The organism is Actinomadura viridis, assembly GCF_015751755.1.
In the GTDB taxonomy this organism is placed as follows: Bacteria; Actinomycetota; Actinomycetes; order Streptosporangiales; family Streptosporangiaceae; genus Spirillospora; species Spirillospora viridis.
Genome location: NZ_JADOUA010000001.1, coordinates 7,293,255 through 7,309,721, shown reverse-complemented (window position 1 = coordinate 7,309,721; position 16,467 = coordinate 7,293,255). Strand labels below are relative to the sequence as shown.

Here is a 16,467-nt window from a genome sequence, read left to right as displayed (position 1 = left end):
CATGACGAGGCTCCGCTGGGAAGACCTCCCGCCTCCGGTCCGTGAGGCCGTCACGCAATGCCTCGGGGAGGTCTTCTCAGCAGACCCCGTTCAGCAAGGCGCCGGATCGGAAACGGCCTTCGTGCTGCACACTCATACGGGGCGGGTCTTCCTGAAGGGCGTCGAGCTCGACGGCCCGAATACCGGTATGGGCCGCATCGAAAACAAGATCCAGCCCTACCTGCCGAGCATGGCCCCCCGGCTGATGGGAAGCTTTGAAACGGCAGGGTGGCTGGTCCTTCTCTTCGAGTACGTGCCCGGCCGGCATGCCGATCTCTCACCGGGCTCGGCGGACCTGCCGGTGATCGCGGCATTACTGCACCGGCTGTCGCAGGTGATCCGGCCTGATCTGCCTGTTCTTCCCATCGAGCGACGTTGGGCCGCGTTCGCCCCCGCTCCGGCACTTGACCTTCTGCGGGGGGACACTCTGGTGCATACCGACCTCACCGAGGCGAACATCCTCATCGGGAACGAGGCCAAGGTGATCGACTGGGCCTGGCCCACACGCGGGGCGCCGTGGCTCGACACCGCGTTCCTCGTGGTCAGGCTCGTCCAGGCGGGACACAGCCCGGCCGACGCCGAACGCTGGGCCTCTCAGGTACCCGCATGGCGCGAAGCCGGCACCGACGCTCTCCACGCGTTCATCATCGCCTGGGCGGCTCTCGGGGAACAGCGTGCTCCTGGGCCCGTGCGCCGGGCATTGGCGCGGTGGGCCGCGTATCGCGCGGACGCCCGGGCGGGCGGCGTCCCGCATTGGGGAGGGCGCGGCGTGCCGTTCCGATGAGTCCTGGACGGAACGGCACGCCGCGGGTCCGGTCAGCGGCGGAAGAGGTTGAGCCGCTCCTCGCCGACGCGCTCGCGCAGCGCCGGGTCGTCCACGCCCTCACCCTCGCCGCCGGCGGCGCACAGGACGGCGACCTTGCCGACGTGCTGGTTGGTCTGGACGGCGCGGGTGGCCTCGGCGGCCTCGTCCAGGGGGAAGACGGCCGACAGGGTGGGGTGGATCATGCCGAGGCCGATCAGCCGGTTGACCTCGACGGCCTCGTGGTAGTTGAAGCCGTGCGAGCCGATGATGCTCTTCAGCCGCATCCACAGGAACCGGTTGTCGTACTCGTGCTTGTAGCCGGTGGAAGAGCCGCAGGTGATGATGGTGCCGCCGCGCTTGGCGACGTAGACGGAGGCGCCGAACGTCTCGCGGCCCAGGTACTCGAAGACGATGCCGGGGTCCTCGCCGACCAGCCGGCGGATCGCCTCGCCGAGCATCCGGCCCGCCTTGGGGTGGCGCAGGCCCTGCTCGCCGAGGTCCAGCTCGTTGCGGTTGATGACGTGCTCGCAGCCCTGCGCGCGGACCAGCGCGGCCTTCTCCTCTGAGGAGACGACGCCGACGGGGATGCCGCCGCCGTTCTTCACCAGCTGGGTCGCGAACGAGCCGAGGCCGCCGGTGGCGCCCCAGATCAGGACCACGTCGCCCTGCTTCATCCGGGCGCCGTGCCGGCCGACCAGCATCCGGTACGCGGTGCCGGCGCAGAGGGTGGTGGAGCCCGCCTCCTCCCAGGTGAGGTGCGCGGGCTTGCGGATGAGCTGGTTGGCCTTGGCGATGCAGAACTCGCCCAGGGCGCCGAAGTTGGTCTCGAAGCCCCAGGCGAGCTGGGTCTCGCTCATCATGCCGTCGTCGTAGGAGCCGTGGTCCTCCTCGTCGACGTAGGAGGGGGAGATGACGACCCGGTCGCCGGGCTTCCAGCTCTTCACGCCGGAGCCGGTGCGGACGACGACGCCCGAGGCGTCCGAGCCGAGGACGTGGTACGGCAGGTCGTGCCGGGCCCCGTGCCAGCCCTGGCGGCCGAACTTCTCCAGGAACGCGAACGTCGGCACCGGCTCGAAGATCGCCGACCAGACCGTGTTGAAGTTGATCGCCGCGGCCATCACCGCGACCACCACCTCGTCGGGCGCCAGCTCGGGCATGTCGACCTCGCCCACGTGCAGCGAGCGCCGGACGTCCTTGTCGGCCTGGCCGTCGAAGAGGCCGACCTCGTCCTTGCGCGTGAAGGCGGCGCGGAAGCGGGTGGGCAGGTCGATGTCCAGCAGTTCCTGCTCGCCGGCGCCCGAACGGGCGGCTTCGAGCAGGTCACCGGACGAAGCGGGCTGAGCCATGGATCTCCTCCGTGGGACGCGGGGTGGTGAGCGGGTCGGCCCCGGCGAGCCGGGCGTCCAGGTGCGCGGCCATGAACTCGACACCGGGCGGGTCGAGCAGGTTGAGGTGGTGTGTTCCGGGCACCGTGACGACCTCCAGGGCGGAGCACAGCCCGCCGAAGCCGTTGGTCCCGTCGAGCACGTAGCGGGCGTCCTTCACCGACCACGGGGTCTCCTCCGGGGCGCGGTAGAGGAGGACGGGGCCGTCGTAGGGGCCGGGCCGGTACGCCTCCAGGGAACGGGTGTCCTGGTGGGAGGTGAGCTGGTGGGTGAGGGCGGCCGGGGGGATGTGGTCCGCCAGGGCTTCCGCCCGTTCCATCACCAGCGCGAACTGCGCCTCCTCGTCCAGGCCGGCCAGTTCCTCGTAGGTGAGGTCGACGCCGAGCCCGTAGGTCTCGTTGATGTAGTCGGCAAAGGCGGCGAACCGGCGGGCGAGGCTGTCGGACTCGTTCTCGACCGGCAGCGGCAGGCCCGCGTCGAACAGCACGACCAGTTCGACCTCGCGGCCGGCGGCGGCGAGCCGCCGCGCCGTCTCGTACGCCAGGACGCCGCCGAACGACCAGCCGCCGAGCCGGAACGCCCCGTCCGGCCGGGCCTCCTGGAGGCGCTCGGCGTAGCGGGCGGCGCGTTCCTCGACGGACGGCGCGTCCTGGAACCGCTCCAGCCCGTACACCGGCTGGTCGGCGGAGAGCAGGGCGGTGAGCTGCCGGTAGCAGGCGGTGGTGCCGCCGGCCGGGTGCGCGATGAAGATCGGGGGACGGCCGCCGGAGGGCTTCAGCGGCCGTACGGTCCGCCGCGCGGCCTCCTCGTCTGCGGCCCGCAGGCACCCGGCGACGTGCTCGGCGGTGGGCACCGCGAACAGCTCGCCGCGGGTCACCTCCCGGTGCAGTTCCGCGGCGACCAGCGCGACGACCTGGTCGGCCTGGTGCTCCGCGCCGCCGAGGTCGGCGAAGAAGTCCGCGGTGACGCCGACGCGGTCGAGGCCGAGGACGTCCTCGAAGTACCGGACGGCGAGGCGTTCGGCGTCGTCGCGCGGCATGACGTACCCGGCCTCGGCGTTCGAGGCGGCGGACGGGGACGGGGGCGGGGCGGGCGTTCCGGACAGGCCCAGCTCACCGGCCGCCCACTCCTCGAACGCGTTGACGCTGGCGCCCTGGAGCAGCACCGACGCCGGGACGGTCAGGCCGAGGTCGTGCTCCACCCCGCTCTTGATCCGTACCGCGACGAGGGAGTCCAGGCCGAGGTCGGTGAGCGGGACGGCCGGGTCCAGCCGTTCGGGGTCGAAGCCCAGCACGGACGCGATCCGGAACCGCACCCGCGCGGCGACCGCGCGGCGGGCCGCGGCCGGGTCCAGGTCCGCCAGCGCCGCCACGCCCGGCCAGTCGCCCGGGTCGGCGCCGGTCCCGGCGCCCTCGGTCAGCGCGGCGAAGTACGGGATCCGGCGGATCTCCGGGAACAGGCCGAGCGCGGCGGCGGGGTCGAAGCGCAGCACGCCCGCGGCGGGCCGGTCGAACGCCAGCAGCGCCTCCAGCGCCTCGGCGCCCTCGTCCGGGCTGATCGGGTCGATCACCGCCAGGTCGAGTCCGGCGGCGCCGCCGACCTGGGACCAGGCGCCCCAGTTCACGGTGGTGCCGGTGCGGCCGTGCGCCCGCCGGTACGCGGCCAGCGCGTCGAGCGCGGCGTTGGCGGCGGCGTAGGCGGCCTGGCCGGGGGACCCGAGCAGCGCCGCGGCCGAGGAGTGCAGCACGAACCAGTCCAGGTCGGCGTCCCAGGTGGCGGCGCTGAGCCGCCGGGCGCCCTCGACCTTGGCCCGCCAGACCCGGTGCAGGTCGGCGGCGCCCAGGTCGGCGATCAGCCGGTCGTCGATGGCGCCCGCGCCGTGCAGGACGCCGCGGAGCCGGGCGCCGCCCTCACAGGCGACCCGGACCAGGCGTTCGGCGACGCCGGGTTCGGCGATGTCGCCGAGCACGACCCCGACGTCCACCCCGTCCTCGCGGAGGCGGGCGATCACCTTCTCGGCGTCGGCGTCCGGCCCGGACCGGCCCGACAGCACGATCCGGCCCGCGCCGCGCGCGGCCAGCAGCCGGGCGGTGACCAGGCCGATCCCGCCGTACCCGCCGGTGATCACGTACGCGCCGCCGCGCCGCACGATCCGCCGCGGCCGGGGCGGGGAGCCCTCGGCGTGCCGTCCTTTCGCAGCGGTCTGGACGGACGGCACGCCGGGGGGCAGGGGGGCCGCCCGGACCAGCCGGGCGACGTGGCGGGTACCGCCGCGCCAGGCGACCTCGCGGGCGTCGCCGTCGCCGAGCAGCTCGGTGACCAGGTCGACCGGGCGGTCGGCGTCGACGAGGGTGGCCCGCTGCGCGGCCCGTTCGAAGGCGAGCACGCGGGTCAGCGCGCGGGCGAACCCCTGGTGCGGCTCGCCGGCCTCGCCCGGGAGGACGGGCAGCGCGGCCCGGGTCGCCACCCACAGCCGGGGCCCGTCGGGCAGCGAACGGCTGACGCCCGCCACGGTCAGGACGAGCCGTTCGTCCACCAGGCCGGGTGGCGGGAGGAGGACCACGGCGTCCGGCGGCTCCGCCGTCATCGGAGGGTGCCGGTCGGGCGGGTGCTCGCTCAGCCGGTGCCGCACGACCCGGTGGCCGCGCGCCACCAGCCCGGCGGCGACGGCGCCCGCGGTCGCGTCGTCGTCCTCGGCGAGCAGCAGGAAGGTGCCGTCGCCGATCGCCGTCCCGGGGGCGGGCGCCTCGTCCCAGACGACCTCGACGAGCTTGTCCGCGAGGGGGACGGGGACGTCGGGACGTTCGACGCGGCGCAGCACGATGCCGGTGGCCTCGGCGACGACCGTCCCGTCGGGCCCGGTCAGCCGGACCGCGCCGACGAGGTCCGTCCCGTCCCGGACGACCTCGGCACGGGCCCGGCCGCCGCGGTGGGTCGGCCCGTGCACGCGCAGCTCGCCGATCGTCTCGGGCAGCCAGAGGCCGGGGCCGCCAGCCGTCTCGGCCTCCGCGGACAGGGCGGCCAGGCAGCGGTCGAACACCTCGGGATGCAGCCGGTAGTGGCGGCTGCCGCGCTCGGCCGCGGCGATCTCGGCCGGAGCCGTGGTCGCGGCCCCCGAGGGGGACGGGACGGGCGGGGCGCCGTCCCCGGCGGCGTCACCGGTATCGGCGATATCGGCGCGGGCCAGCCGTGCCCAGGTGCCCGCCGGGGTCCGCGCGTGGATCTCCACGCGCTGCTCGTCCTCGGCGAACGTGGTGGTGACGATGGTGTGCTCGGCCAGGGCCAGCGGCCGTTCCATCCACAGGCTGTGGACGCGGACCGAGCGCGCGTCCAGGCCGAGCGCCTCCGCGCCCGCGGCCAGGGCCATCTCGGCGAACGCGGCGGCCGGCAGCGCCGGGAGCCCGTGCACGCGGGCGCCGGCGGGCCACCGCCCGGTGGCGGTGCCGAGGTCGGCGCGCCAGGCGTGCCGGTCCTCGCCGGGCAGCTCGACGTGCGCGCCGAGGAGGGGATGCTCGTCGCGGCCGGACGACCGCCGTCCGGACAGGTCGACCCAGTGGCGCTCGTGCCGCCACGGGGCCGGCGGGACGTCGATGACGTCGCCCCCGGCGGGCGCGGCGATGGGCAGCCCGTGCACGGCGAGGGCGCCCAGCCGCGCGTGGAAGGTGAGGGCGTCGTCGGTCTCCTGGCCCTTGGGGGCGCGCTTGAGCGTGTGGGTGACCAGCGCGCCGGTCCCCTCCAGGGTCTCGCCGATCCCGTGGGCGAGGATCGGATGCGCGTTGACCTCGACGAACGTACGGAACCCGTCCTCGGCCGCCGCCGCGACCGCACCGGTCAGCCGCACCGGCTCGCGGAGGTTGGCCGCCCAGTACGCGGCGTCGAGCCGGGCGTCCTCGCCGTGCAGGGCGCGCGGGTCGTCCAGGGCGGTGGTGTAGAGGCGGATCCCGGCGGCGAGGGGCCGGCCGCGTTCGGCGCCGACCTCGGCGAGCGCCTCGCGCAGGTGCGGCAGGAGCGGGTCGACCTGCGGCGAGTGCCCGGCGCCCTCCGCCTTCACCATGCGGGCCAGGCGGCCTTCGGCCTCGGCCCGTTCGACGACCGTGGCGATCTGCGCGGCGTCGCCGGTGACGACGGTCTGCTTCGGGGAGGAGTGCACCGCCGCGTACACCTCGGGCAGGTCCGCGGCGAGGCGGGCCACGTCCTCGGCGGACGCGCCCAGCACGGCCATGGCGCCACCGCCGACCAGCCGGGTCAGGAGCCGGGACCGGCGGCAGATGACCTTGACGCCGTCCTCCAGGGTGAGGGCGCCCGCGACGACGGCCGCGGGGACCTCGCCCATGGAGTGGCCGATCACCGCGCCGGGCGTGACCCCGTACGACGCCAGGGTTCGGGCCAGGCCGATCTGGACGGCGAACAGCACCGGCATCGTCGCGGCCGGGCCGGCCGGGACGACGCCCTGTTCGAGGAGGTCCCAGAGCGCGGGGCCGCCCTCCTCCTGGAAGAGGGCGTCGAGGTCGTCGACGGCCTCGGCGAACGCGGGCTCCTCCTCCAGGAGCCGCCGGGCCATCCCGGGGCGCTGCGCTCCGTACCCGGAGAACACCCAGACCGGGCGGCCGGGCGCGCCGAGCGCGGTACCGGTGACCACGGCCGGGTGGGGGCGGCCCTCGGCCAGCGCGGTGAGCCCGTCGACGAGGCCGGCTCGGTCGCGGGCGGCCACGGCGGCGCGGGCCCGGCCGCGTCCCCCGCGCCGGTGCAGGGTGAGGGCGAGGTCGGCGAGCCGCACGCCGCCGTCGCCGCCGTTCGCGCCGCCGGTTTCGGTCTCGGCGTCGGTCTTGGCCCCGGCGTCGGTGAGCCAGGCGGCCAGGACGCGGGCGTGGTCGCGGACGCGGTCCTCGCTGGTGTCGGAGAGCGGGAAGACGCGGATCGCGACCGGGTCGTCGGCGGTCTTACGCGGCGGCGCCTCCTCCAGGACGACGTGCGCGTTCGTCCCGCCGAACCCGAACCCGGACACCCCGGCGCGGGCCGGGTGACCCCGGTCGGGCCAGGGCGTCTCCTCCGCCACGACCGACAGCCGCAGGTCCTCGAACGGGATGTGCGGGTTGGGCTGCTCGTAGTGGGCGCTCGGCGGGATCGTCCGGTGGTGGAGGGCGAGCACGGCCTTGATGAGCCCGGCGACGCCCGCCGCCGACTCCATGTGCCCGAGGTTGGACTTGGCCGAGCCGAGCAGCAGCGGGGCACCGGCGTCCCGGCCCGCGCCCAGCACCTCGCCGAGCGCCCCGGCCTCGATGGGGTCGCCCAGGAACGTGCCGGTGCCGTGCGCCTCGACGTAGTCCACCTCGCGGGTGTCGATCCCGGCGGCGGCGTACACCTCGCGCAGCAGCGCCTTCTGCGCGTCGGAGTTGGGCGCGACCAGGCCGTTGGAACGGCCGTCGGAGTTGACGCCCGAGCCGCGGATCACGGCCAGCACCCGGTCGCCGTCGCGCAGCGCGTCCGGCAGGCGCTTGAGCACGACCGCGCCGCAGCCCTCGGCGCGCACCATCCCGTCCGCCGAGGCGTCGAACGCCTTGCAGCGGCCGTCCGCGGCGGTGCCGCCCGCCTGGTCGAACGTCATCGTGATCGTGGGCGAGAGCAGCAGGTTGACGCCCCCGGCCAGCGCCACGTCCGCCTCGCCGCGGCGCAGCGCCTGCACGGCCAGGTGGGTGGAGACCAGCGAGGACGAGCACGCGGTGTCCACGATCATGCTCGGGCCGCGCAGGTCCAGCAGGTAGGACAGGCGGTTGGCGATGATGCTGAGCGCGGCGCCGGTCGCGGTGAACGCCTCCAGCGCGGCCGGGTCGGAGGCGGTGAACGCGGCGTACTCGGGCGCGGACACCCCCACGAACACGCCCGTACGGCTCCCGCGCAGCGCGGCCGGGGCCAGCCCGGCGTGCTCGAACGCCTCCCAGGCGACCTCCAGGACGAGACGCTGCTGCGGGTCCATGACCGCCGCCTCGCGCGGGGTGATGCCGAAGAACCGCGCGTCGAACGCCGCCACGTCGGCGAGGAACCCGCCGAGCCGGGTGGTCCGGGCCAGCAGGTCGCCGACCTCGGGGGAGCCGTCGTCGAAGGCGTCCCAGCGGCCCTCCGGGACCTCCCGGACGGCGTCGCCGGCCCCGGTGAGGAAGCGCCAGTAGTCACCGGGTCCGGTGAGGTCGCGGTCGCCGCCGGGGAAGCGGCAGCCGATGCCGATCACGGCGACGGGCTCGTCCGGTGCCGTCGCGGGCGGAGGGACGTCCCGCGCGGTCCCCGGCCGGGTGTCCGGGGCGGAGGTCGTCCCCGCGCCACCGGCCCGGGCCGTTCCGCCGGCGGCGAGCGCGACGGACAGCTTGTTGATCGTCGGGTACTCCCAGACGAGGGTGGCCGGGAGCGAGCGGCCGAGCATCCGCTCCAGGTCGCCGGCGACGGCCACCGCGTCCCGCGAACCGAGGCCGAACTCCTCCAGCGGGCGGTCCGGGTCGATGGCCGCGGGGGACGTACGGGAGCGGCGCGCTATCTGCTCGATCAGATGCCGACGTATCGAATCCTCGCTGATCCGCGTCCGGTCCTGCGCCGCTCCGGAACGATCGTTGCTCTGCATGCGTGGCTCCCGTGATCGTTCGCGAAAGCGGAGGGACCACTTTGTCCCACCGTGACCGGCTCAGGATGCGCATCCAGACCACTTTTCTCGCCGGGGGGTTGTCACGGCGATGACAAGACTCGGATGTAACCGATGTGGCCTGATGGGATAGTTGGGGATCCCCGACTAATGACGGGGATCGTAGCCAAATAAGTGCGAATAGTAATAACGCCCACTCATGCCAATAGGGGGTAGCGGCGAATTCCGGGCGCCGGGACCGGAGGACGGTACCGGGGGCCGGGAGCCGGACGCCGCGTGACGAGGTGACCCGGGGCCGATACCGATGGGCGCTGGCGGTGGTGGCCATCAGCGCGTTCATGATCACCATGGACAACACGGTGGTCGCCAACGCGCTGCCCACCATGATCCGCGATCTCGGCATGTCGAACGCGGCCAAGGACTGGGTGGCCACCGGCTACATCCTCATGTTCTCCTGCCTGATGATCGCGGGCGGGCGGCTGACCGACGTCTACGGCTGCCGCGTCACCTTCACCTCGGGCATGGCCGTGTTCACCGGCGCGTCCGCGGTGTGCGGGATGGCGCCCGACGAGGCGGTGCTGATCCTCGGCCGGATCGTGCAGGGCGCCGGGGCCGCGCTGGCGCTGCCGGCCACCCTGGTCATGGTCACCGTGGGCCGTACCGACAAGCAGCGCTCGCTCGGCACGATCGTCTGGGTGGGCGCCGCCTCCGGAGCCACCGCGCTCGGCCCGACGATCGGCGGGATCATCGTCTCGCACTGGCCCTGGGGCTGGATCTTCCTGATCAACATCCCGGCCGGGATCCTGGTGATCCTGCTCGGCCTGGTCGTGCTCACCTCCAAGAGCGGGAACACCGCGGCCCGGGTGGACCTGCCGGGCGTGCTGATCTCCGCCACCATGCTGTTCGCGCTGGCCTACGGCATGGAGGCCGGGCGCCGCCACGGCTGGCTGGACCCCTCGGTGCTCAGCGTGTTCGCGCTCGCGGCGATCGCGCTGCTGTGCTTCGTGATGGTCGAGAGCTGGGCGCCCGAGCCGATGATGAACCTGCGGTTCTTCCGCAACCGGGTGTTCGTCGGCGGGCTGCTGTCGCAGATGCTGTGGGGCATCGGCTTCAACGGGATGGTCTTCTACTCGGCGACGTTCCTCCAGCGCTACCTCGGCTTCACGCCGCCCGAGGCGGGCCTGGTCATGCTGCCCTCGGCGGTCGCGGTCATGCTGGCGACACCGCTGTCGTTCTGGGTGGCGGCACGGGCCGGGCCCCGGGTGACCGTCGGCGGCGGGATGGCGGCGATGGCGTTCGGCATGGTGCTGTTCTCCATGCTGCGGCGCGACGACGGCTTCGCCGACCTCATGCCGGGCGTCCTCATCGTCGGTCTCGGCGCGGCGATGTGCATGCCCCTGGCGATGTACGTGCTCAAGTCGGTGCCCGAGGACCAGGCCGGGGTCGCCAGCGGGATCCTGAACGTGATCCGCGAGGTGTCCGGGGCGTTCGGGATCGCCATCGTGGGCCTGCTGATCCACGAGGTGCCGCCGGAGGGCGCGGACGCGGCGACCCTGGAGACGTTCCGTTCCGGCACCGCCGCCGGGCTGGTCATCGGCGCCTCGCTGGTGCTGGTGGGCGGCCTGATCAGCGCGATGACGCTGCCCAGCAGGCGGGGGTGGTTCGGCCCCAAGCACGGCCGGCAGGGCCGCCGCCGGCCCGCCGCCACGCCCCGTCCGGCCACAGCCGTCCCCGCCCCCGCCGTGCCCACCGTCCCCGCCCCCGCCGTGCCCGCCGTGCCCGCCGTGCCCGCCGTGCCAGCGACGTCCGCGTCCGGGACGGGCTCGTCCGCGCCTTGGCCGGTTGCCGTTCCCGTACCGGCGGGGGCGGCCGTCGCGGGCGAGGCCGCGGGCGACACCGGAGGCGACGGGGAGCCGTTCCTGGCCGCGCCGCATCCGGAACCGCCCGGCCCCCGCGCCACCCCCTGGGACGGCCTGGCCATCACGACCACCGGACTCGTCTACACGGGCCCGCCGCGCTACCCGTCGCAGCCCTCCCCGAGGGACACCCGGCCCGAGCCGATCAACGGCCCCGCCCCGGTCGCCGAGCCCGGCGGCGGGGACGGCGCCAACGGGAACGGCGGCCCGGCACGGCGGTTCCCGCCGCCGCCCCAGGGCTGGTACCAGCCGTACGTACCGGACGAACCGGCGCCGGGGCAGCCCGGACCCGCGCCGCCCTCGCCCCGCGACGACGCCTGGTGAGCCGCCCGGAGACACGTGCCGTGCCCCCTGCCGTGCCCCTGCCGTGACCTCGCGAACCCCGGACCCGAAGGGACTCCCGTGAGCCGCAGAGTCGTCATCATCGCCGCGGGCTCGCGCGGCGACATCCAGCCCTGCGTCGCGCTCGCCCAGGGCCTCGTGGCCCGGGGCGACGACGTACGGCTGGTCGCCAGCGGCCGGTACGCCCCCATGGTCGGGACGGCGGCCACGGCGGCGGCACGGAAGGACGGCGGGACGGGACGCGGCGGCATGGAACTCGCGCCCCTCACGGCCGACCCCACCGAGATCCTCGACTCCGAGGCGGGGCAGGAGCTGCTGGCCGGGGGCCGCAACCCGATCCGGTTCCTGGGCGGGTTCAGGCGGATCCTCGGGCCCATGGCCGAACGCCTCCTGGCCGAATGCCTGGACGCGTGCAAGGGCGCCGACCTCGTCCTCGGCCCCACCCTGGGCCTGCTCCCCCGGCATCTCGGCGAGTACCTCGGCGTTCCCTGGGCCCTCGTCCACTTCCAGCCGAGCCAGCCCACCGGCGCGTTCCCGCATCCGTTCGTCCCGCGGAGCAGGGCGCTGGGGCCGTGGGGCAACCGGGCCGGGTTCCTGGCCGTGGACCAGATCGCCTGGCAGCTGTCCCGGCCGTTCATCAACCCTTGGCGGCGCGACGTGCTGGGCCTGCCGCCGCTCCCGCTGCGCGGCCCGATGCACGACGCCCGCCGTACGGGACGTCCCGTCCTGGCCTGCTTCAGCCCCTCGGTGGTCCCCGCCCCCCGCGACTGGCCGCCGTACGTGCACCTCACCGGCTACTGGTTCCTGGACGAGCCGGACTGGGAGCCGCCGCCCGCGCTGGCCGCCTTCCTGGACGCGGGCCCACCCCCCGTGTACGTGGGCTTCGGCAGCATGCGCCCGGAGGACCCGGAGGCGACCGCCCGGGTCGTGCGCTCGGCGCTGCGGGAGGCCGGGGTGCGGGGCGTCGTCCAGAGCGACCCCGAGACCTCTGACGACGACGTGCTCGCCGTACGGGACGTGCCCCACGCGTGGTTGTTCCCGCGCATGGCGGCGGTGGTGCATCACGGCGGCGCGGGAACGACCGCGGCAGGGCTGCGCGCGGGCGTGCCCACGGTCGTCTGCCCGTTCTTCGGCGACCAGCCGTATTGGGGGGAACGGGTGGCCGCTCTCAAGGCAGGCCCTGTGCCTCTGCCGTTCCGGGAGCTGACCGCCCCCAGGCTCGCGGACGCCGTACGGCAGGCCGTGCGGACGCCGGAGATGGCCGAACGCGCCGCCGCGCTAGGACGCCACATCTCCGCGGAGGACGGTGTCACGCGCGCTTGCGAAGTGCTCGCGAAAATTGCCTGAGGACGCGAAATCCGTGGGGCCGCAGGTCCTCCCGTTAAAAACGCGGAACTCCCCCTAAACGCAGAACGACTCCTGGAACGCGGAATGCTCCGGCCCTTGAGTATGGGACGGAGCATTCCGCGTCAGGTGGATCAGGCGACGCGCTTGGCGCCGAGGGCCTTCATCATCGACGGCCAGGCGGTGTTCATCTCGCGGTTCCAGTACGGCCAGGAGTGCCGGCCGTTGCCGTAGACGTGCGCGGTGATGGGGACGCCGAGCTTCTTGGCCCGGTCGGCGAACTGCTGGACGGTCGGGCCGATCGCGCGCTCGCTCAGGTAGCCGATGTCCCAGGGGGCGATGTTCGGCGGGTCCAGCGGGCCCCGCTGCCCCGTCGTACCGGCGGAGACGTAGAGGCGCGTCCCCTTCATCCTGGGGAGGAGGGCGATGGGGTCGTGCGCGTCCCAGTTCGCCTTGTCGATCCAGGGCAGGCCCCAGATGGCGTACGGGTCGTTGCCGTTACCGCTGTTGGTGTACATCAGCAGCGAGGGGATGCCCGGGGAGCTCATCGACAGGATGCCGCTGAAGCAGGCCGCGTACCGGAACATGCCCGGCGCCCTGCCCGCGTAGGTGCAGGCGCCCTGGGCTCCGGAGGAGATGCCCATCGCGGCCCGGGACCCGCCCGCGTGGTAGTTGCGCTCGACGAGCTGGCGCACCTCGCGCAGGTGGAAGTCCTCCCAGCGCGGCTTGCCGCCCCGGCCGCCGTTCCACCAGTTGGTGTACGAGCCGTTGGCGCCCTCGGGCATCACCACCATGACGCCCCACTTGCGCGACAGCGCCTCGATGCTGGTGCGGTTGCCGCGGGTCCACGACGTGTAGTTGTCGTTGCCCCCGTGGTAGACGTACACGACCGGCCAGCTCTGGTTGGAGTTGTACTTCCACCCCTTGGGCAGCAGCACCCGCACGTTCTGGGACGCCCCCAGGGAGGGTGACTGCACGGTGAAGTCGAACGCGGTCTTGCCCTTGTTCAGCCACTTGTAGGCGGTGATGCGGGCGCCGGTGTCGGCCTTCTTGAACCCGGCGGACGCGGCGGCCGGGATCGCGGTCAGCGGCAGCGCCGCCGTACCCATGACGACCGCGGCCGTCACCGCTCCGGACCGCCGGGCGACGCGGCGGCGTGAATCAACTGACATGGTTAACCTCCACTGTCCCTCCAGCGCCACCCGGAACCGTCTGGAGTGGGAACTATCTCACGTTTGATACGGATGTCTCGGCGGGGTCGCGGACGCGGCGGCCCGTTCGCCCAGGGCGCCCAGGGAGCCCCGGGAGCGGTACCGGCGGGCGGCCCGGACGCGTCCTCCGAGGTCGGCGGACGTCCGGGCGGTCGCGGGGGCGCCGGAAGGGCGGGTTCCGGGGCCGCGCGCGGGTCCTGGGGTGCGTGGGCGGCCCGAGGGAAGGGCCGGGCCACTTCCGGCCGTTCCGCGCCTGTAACGAGCCGTTCCGCACCCGAGACGCCTCGGCCGTTCGCGTAACGCGGCCGGGGGGCGGACGCCTCGTCGGGCGCCTCGTCCGGCGCCTGCTCCCAGCGGATCGCGAACGGCGCCGGAGGCACCTCGGCCCCCACCAGGACGGGCGGCCCAGCCGGTACGGACGGTCCCGCAGGGACGGGCGGTCCCGCCGGCGCGATCCCGGGCAGGGCCGGGCCGTGGGACTGCGTGCGCGGTGCGGTGGCGGGCCTGGCCGGGGCGTCCAGCGGGGCGGCGGCCGGTCGCGGCGCCCCGGGAAGGTCGTCGCGTTCCCGCAGGTCCATCCGCGCGTGCAGGCCGGCGAGCGGGCGGGGCAGCCACCAGTTGGCCGCGCCCATGAACCGCATCGTGGCCGGGACGAGCAGCGAGCGCACCAGCAGCGCGTCCACCACGACCGCGACGAACATGCCCACGCCGATCAGCTTCACGACCGTGATCCCGGCCATGCTGAACGCGCCGATGACCACGAGGAACAGCAGCGCGGCGCTGGTGATGATGCTGCCGGTGCGCTGCATGCCGATCGCCACCGCGGCCCGGTTGTCGTGGGTGCGGTCCCACTCCTCGCGGATCCGGCTGAGCAGGAAGACCTCGTAGTCCATCGACAGCCCGAACACCACCGCCAGGATGAGGATCATGCTGGTCGCCTCGACCCCGCCGGTCGGGGTGAAGTCCAGCACCCCGGCCAGGTGCCCGTACTGGAAGCCCCACACGATCGCGCCGAACGAGGCCCCGATGGACAGCACGTTCATCACGATCGCCTTGATCGGCAGCACCACCGACCCGAAGAACATGAACAGCAGGACGAACGTCGCGATCCCGACCGTGATCGCCATCAGCGGCAGCGTCCGCATCAGGCTGGCCATCAGGTCCATCTGCCCGGCCGTGCTCCCCCCGACGTCGATGTGCATCGGGAAGCCGTCCTTGGACAGGGTCATCGCGCGGATGTCGCGGACGAGGTCCTGCGCCTGCGACGACATCGGCTCGTACTCGTGCGTGACCGAGATCCGCACGCCCCCGTACGTACCGGAGTAGCCGGTGAACTTGGCGTCGGTCACCCCCGGCGCCGCGGCCAGCTTCTCGCGGAAGTCCTCCAGGTACGGCGGGATGTTGTCACCCTGGCGGGCCGGCCGCCAGTCGCGCGGGATGAGGTCGCCGGAGATCACGACGTCGATCGGCTCGGCCGACCCGTTGGGGAACTCCCGCTTGACCGTCTCCACCACGGCCCGGGTCGGGCTGTCCTTGGGGAGGACCCGCGCGTCCACGCTGCTGAACTGCACGTTCAGGAACGGACCGAACAGCACGCCCAGGATGACCAGGACCACCGCGAAGTACGGCACCGGGTGCTTCATCACGCTGTGACCGAGGCGGAACCAGAAGCCGCTGTCCGGGTCGCGCCGCGCCCGCTTGGCGCCCGGCCGCCGCCACGGCATCCGGCCGCCCTCGACCTTGGTGCCGAGGAGCGCCAGCAGCGTGGGCAGCAGCACGGTCGCGCCGAAGACCGCGACCATCACGGTGGCGATCCCGGCCAGGCCGATGGTGCGCAGGAACATCTGCGGGAAGAGCAGCAGGCCGGCGAGCGCGGCCGACACCGTGACGCCCGAGACGACGATCGTCCGCCCGGCGGTGCTCATGGTGCGGGCCAGCGCGGCCTGCCGCACCGGGTCCAGCGCCTGCCGGTACGCCCTCTTCTCGGCGGCGCGGCGTTCGCGGTCCTCCACGCGCTTCCACGGTTTGCCCGGCGGCAGGCCCGCGGCGTCCATGCCCCGCGCCAGTTCCTCCCGGAACCGGCTGACGATGAACAGCGAGTAGTCGATCGCCAGGCCGACGCCCATCATCGTCACGACCTCGAGGGCGAACGAGGTCACGTCGGTGAGATAGGTGACCGCGTGCAGCACCGCCAGGCCGCCGACGATGGAGAACAGCGCCACCACCTGCGGGAGCAGCGAGGCCACCAGCGCCCCGAACAGGATGATCAGCAGGGCCAGCAGCGGCAGCGCGGTGATGGTCTCGGCGCGGATGATGTCGGCCACGACCTGCTCGCCGAACTCCACCCCCAGCGGGATGTTGCCGCCCAGCCGGACGGTCAGCCCCGGCGCCTCCAGACGCTCCTTGATCGCCTCGTAGCTCGCCAGCTTGGTGGCGTCGTCCTTGCCCTCCAGCTTCAGCGACACGAACGTCTTGTGCCGGTCGCGGCTGGCGAACGGCGCCGCGTCCTTGGCGTCGAACGACCAGTAGGAGATCACCTCGGCGACCCGGTCCTTGGGCAGCCGCGCCACCGTGGTGATCACCGCGCCCATGTAGCGCGGGTCGTCCACGGTCAGGGTGTCGCTGCTGTAGAGCACCAGGACGTCGGGGTTGGTGCTGCCGAAGTATCCGGCGCCCAGCTTGGCCACCAGCGTGGACGACGCCTTGGGATCCTCGAACCCGCCCTGGCTGAACTTGGCGAACACGCCCAGGCCCCAGGCCCCGGCACCGACGGTCATCAGCAGGATGAGGACGAGAA

At 73.9% G+C, this 16,467-nt stretch carries 7 protein-coding genes; 3 read left to right on the top strand and 4 right to left on the bottom strand.

Going from position 1 to position 16,467, the window contains the following annotated elements:
- Nucleotide 1: 1 nt before the first annotated feature.
- A complete protein-coding gene (locus IW256_RS33155; protein WP_197014690.1) occupies nt 2–823 on the top strand; it encodes a protein kinase family protein in 822 nt (273 codons plus the stop codon).
- Between the two features lie 32 nt (nt 824–855).
- On the opposite strand, the gene ccrA is transcribed toward IW256_RS33155, so the two are convergent.
- Nucleotides 856–2,190 (bottom strand): crotonyl-CoA carboxylase/reductase, encoded by a 1,335-nt coding sequence (gene ccrA, locus IW256_RS33150; protein ID WP_197014689.1) that lies wholly within the window; start codon nt 2,188–2,190, stop codon nt 856–858.
- The gene (locus IW256_RS33145; protein ID WP_197014688.1) at nt 2,165–8,839 is read right to left on the bottom strand and encodes a type I polyketide synthase; all 6,675 of its coding nucleotides are present in this window, start codon (nt 8,837–8,839) and stop codon (nt 2,165–2,167) included. Before IW256_RS33145 ends, ccrA begins: the two co-directional genes overlap by 26 nt.
- Nucleotides 8,840–9,141: 302 nt before the next feature.
- Between IW256_RS33145 and IW256_RS33140 the strand changes: the two genes are divergently transcribed.
- Together IW256_RS33140 and IW256_RS33135 are read left to right on the top strand one after the other, a co-directional pair.
- A complete protein-coding gene (locus IW256_RS33140) occupies nt 9,142–11,097 on the top strand; it encodes an MFS transporter (RefSeq protein ID WP_197014687.1) in 1,956 nt (651 codons plus the stop codon).
- Nucleotides 11,098–11,175: 78 nt separating this feature from the next.
- Nucleotides 11,176–12,462, top strand: a complete 1,287-nt coding sequence (locus tag IW256_RS33135; RefSeq protein ID WP_197014686.1) for a glycosyltransferase — start codon at nt 11,176–11,178, stop codon at nt 12,460–12,462.
- 131 nt (nt 12,463–12,593) lie between these two features.
- Here IW256_RS33135 and IW256_RS33130 read toward each other — a convergent pair whose 3' ends face one another.
- The gene (locus tag IW256_RS33130) at nt 12,594–13,631 is read right to left on the bottom strand and encodes an alpha/beta hydrolase (protein WP_197014685.1); all 1,038 of its coding nucleotides are present in this window, start codon (nt 13,629–13,631) and stop codon (nt 12,594–12,596) included.
- A gap of 2 nt (nt 13,632–13,633) precedes the next feature.
- Nucleotides 13,634–16,447 carry an MMPL family transporter gene (locus tag IW256_RS33125; protein ID WP_231404031.1) on the bottom strand — a complete coding sequence of 938 codons (2,814 nt, stop codon included), beginning with the start codon at nt 16,445–16,447 and terminating at the stop codon, nt 13,634–13,636.
- Between the last annotated feature and the right edge of the window lie 20 nt (nt 16,448–16,467).

What these genes read in the sequence shown, in the direction of transcription:
- IW256_RS33155 (WP_197014690.1), top strand. Translation starts at nt 2, where the DNA reads ATGACGAGGCTCCGCTGGGAAGACCTCCCGCCTCCGGTCCGTGAGGCC.
- ccrA (WP_197014689.1), bottom strand. Translation starts at nt 2,190, where the DNA reads ATGGCTCAGCCCGCTTCGTCCGGTGACCTGCTCGAAGCCGCCCGTTCG.
- IW256_RS33145 (WP_197014688.1), bottom strand. Translation starts at nt 8,839, where the DNA reads ATGCAGAGCAACGATCGTTCCGGAGCGGCGCAGGACCGGACGCGGATC.
- IW256_RS33130 (WP_197014685.1), bottom strand. Translation starts at nt 13,631, where the DNA reads ATGTCAGTTGATTCACGCCGCCGCGTCGCCCGGCGGTCCGGAGCGGTG.
- IW256_RS33125 (WP_231404031.1), bottom strand. Translation starts at nt 16,447, where the DNA reads ATGACCGTCGGTGCCGGGGCCTGGGGCCTGGGCGTGTTCGCCAAGTTC.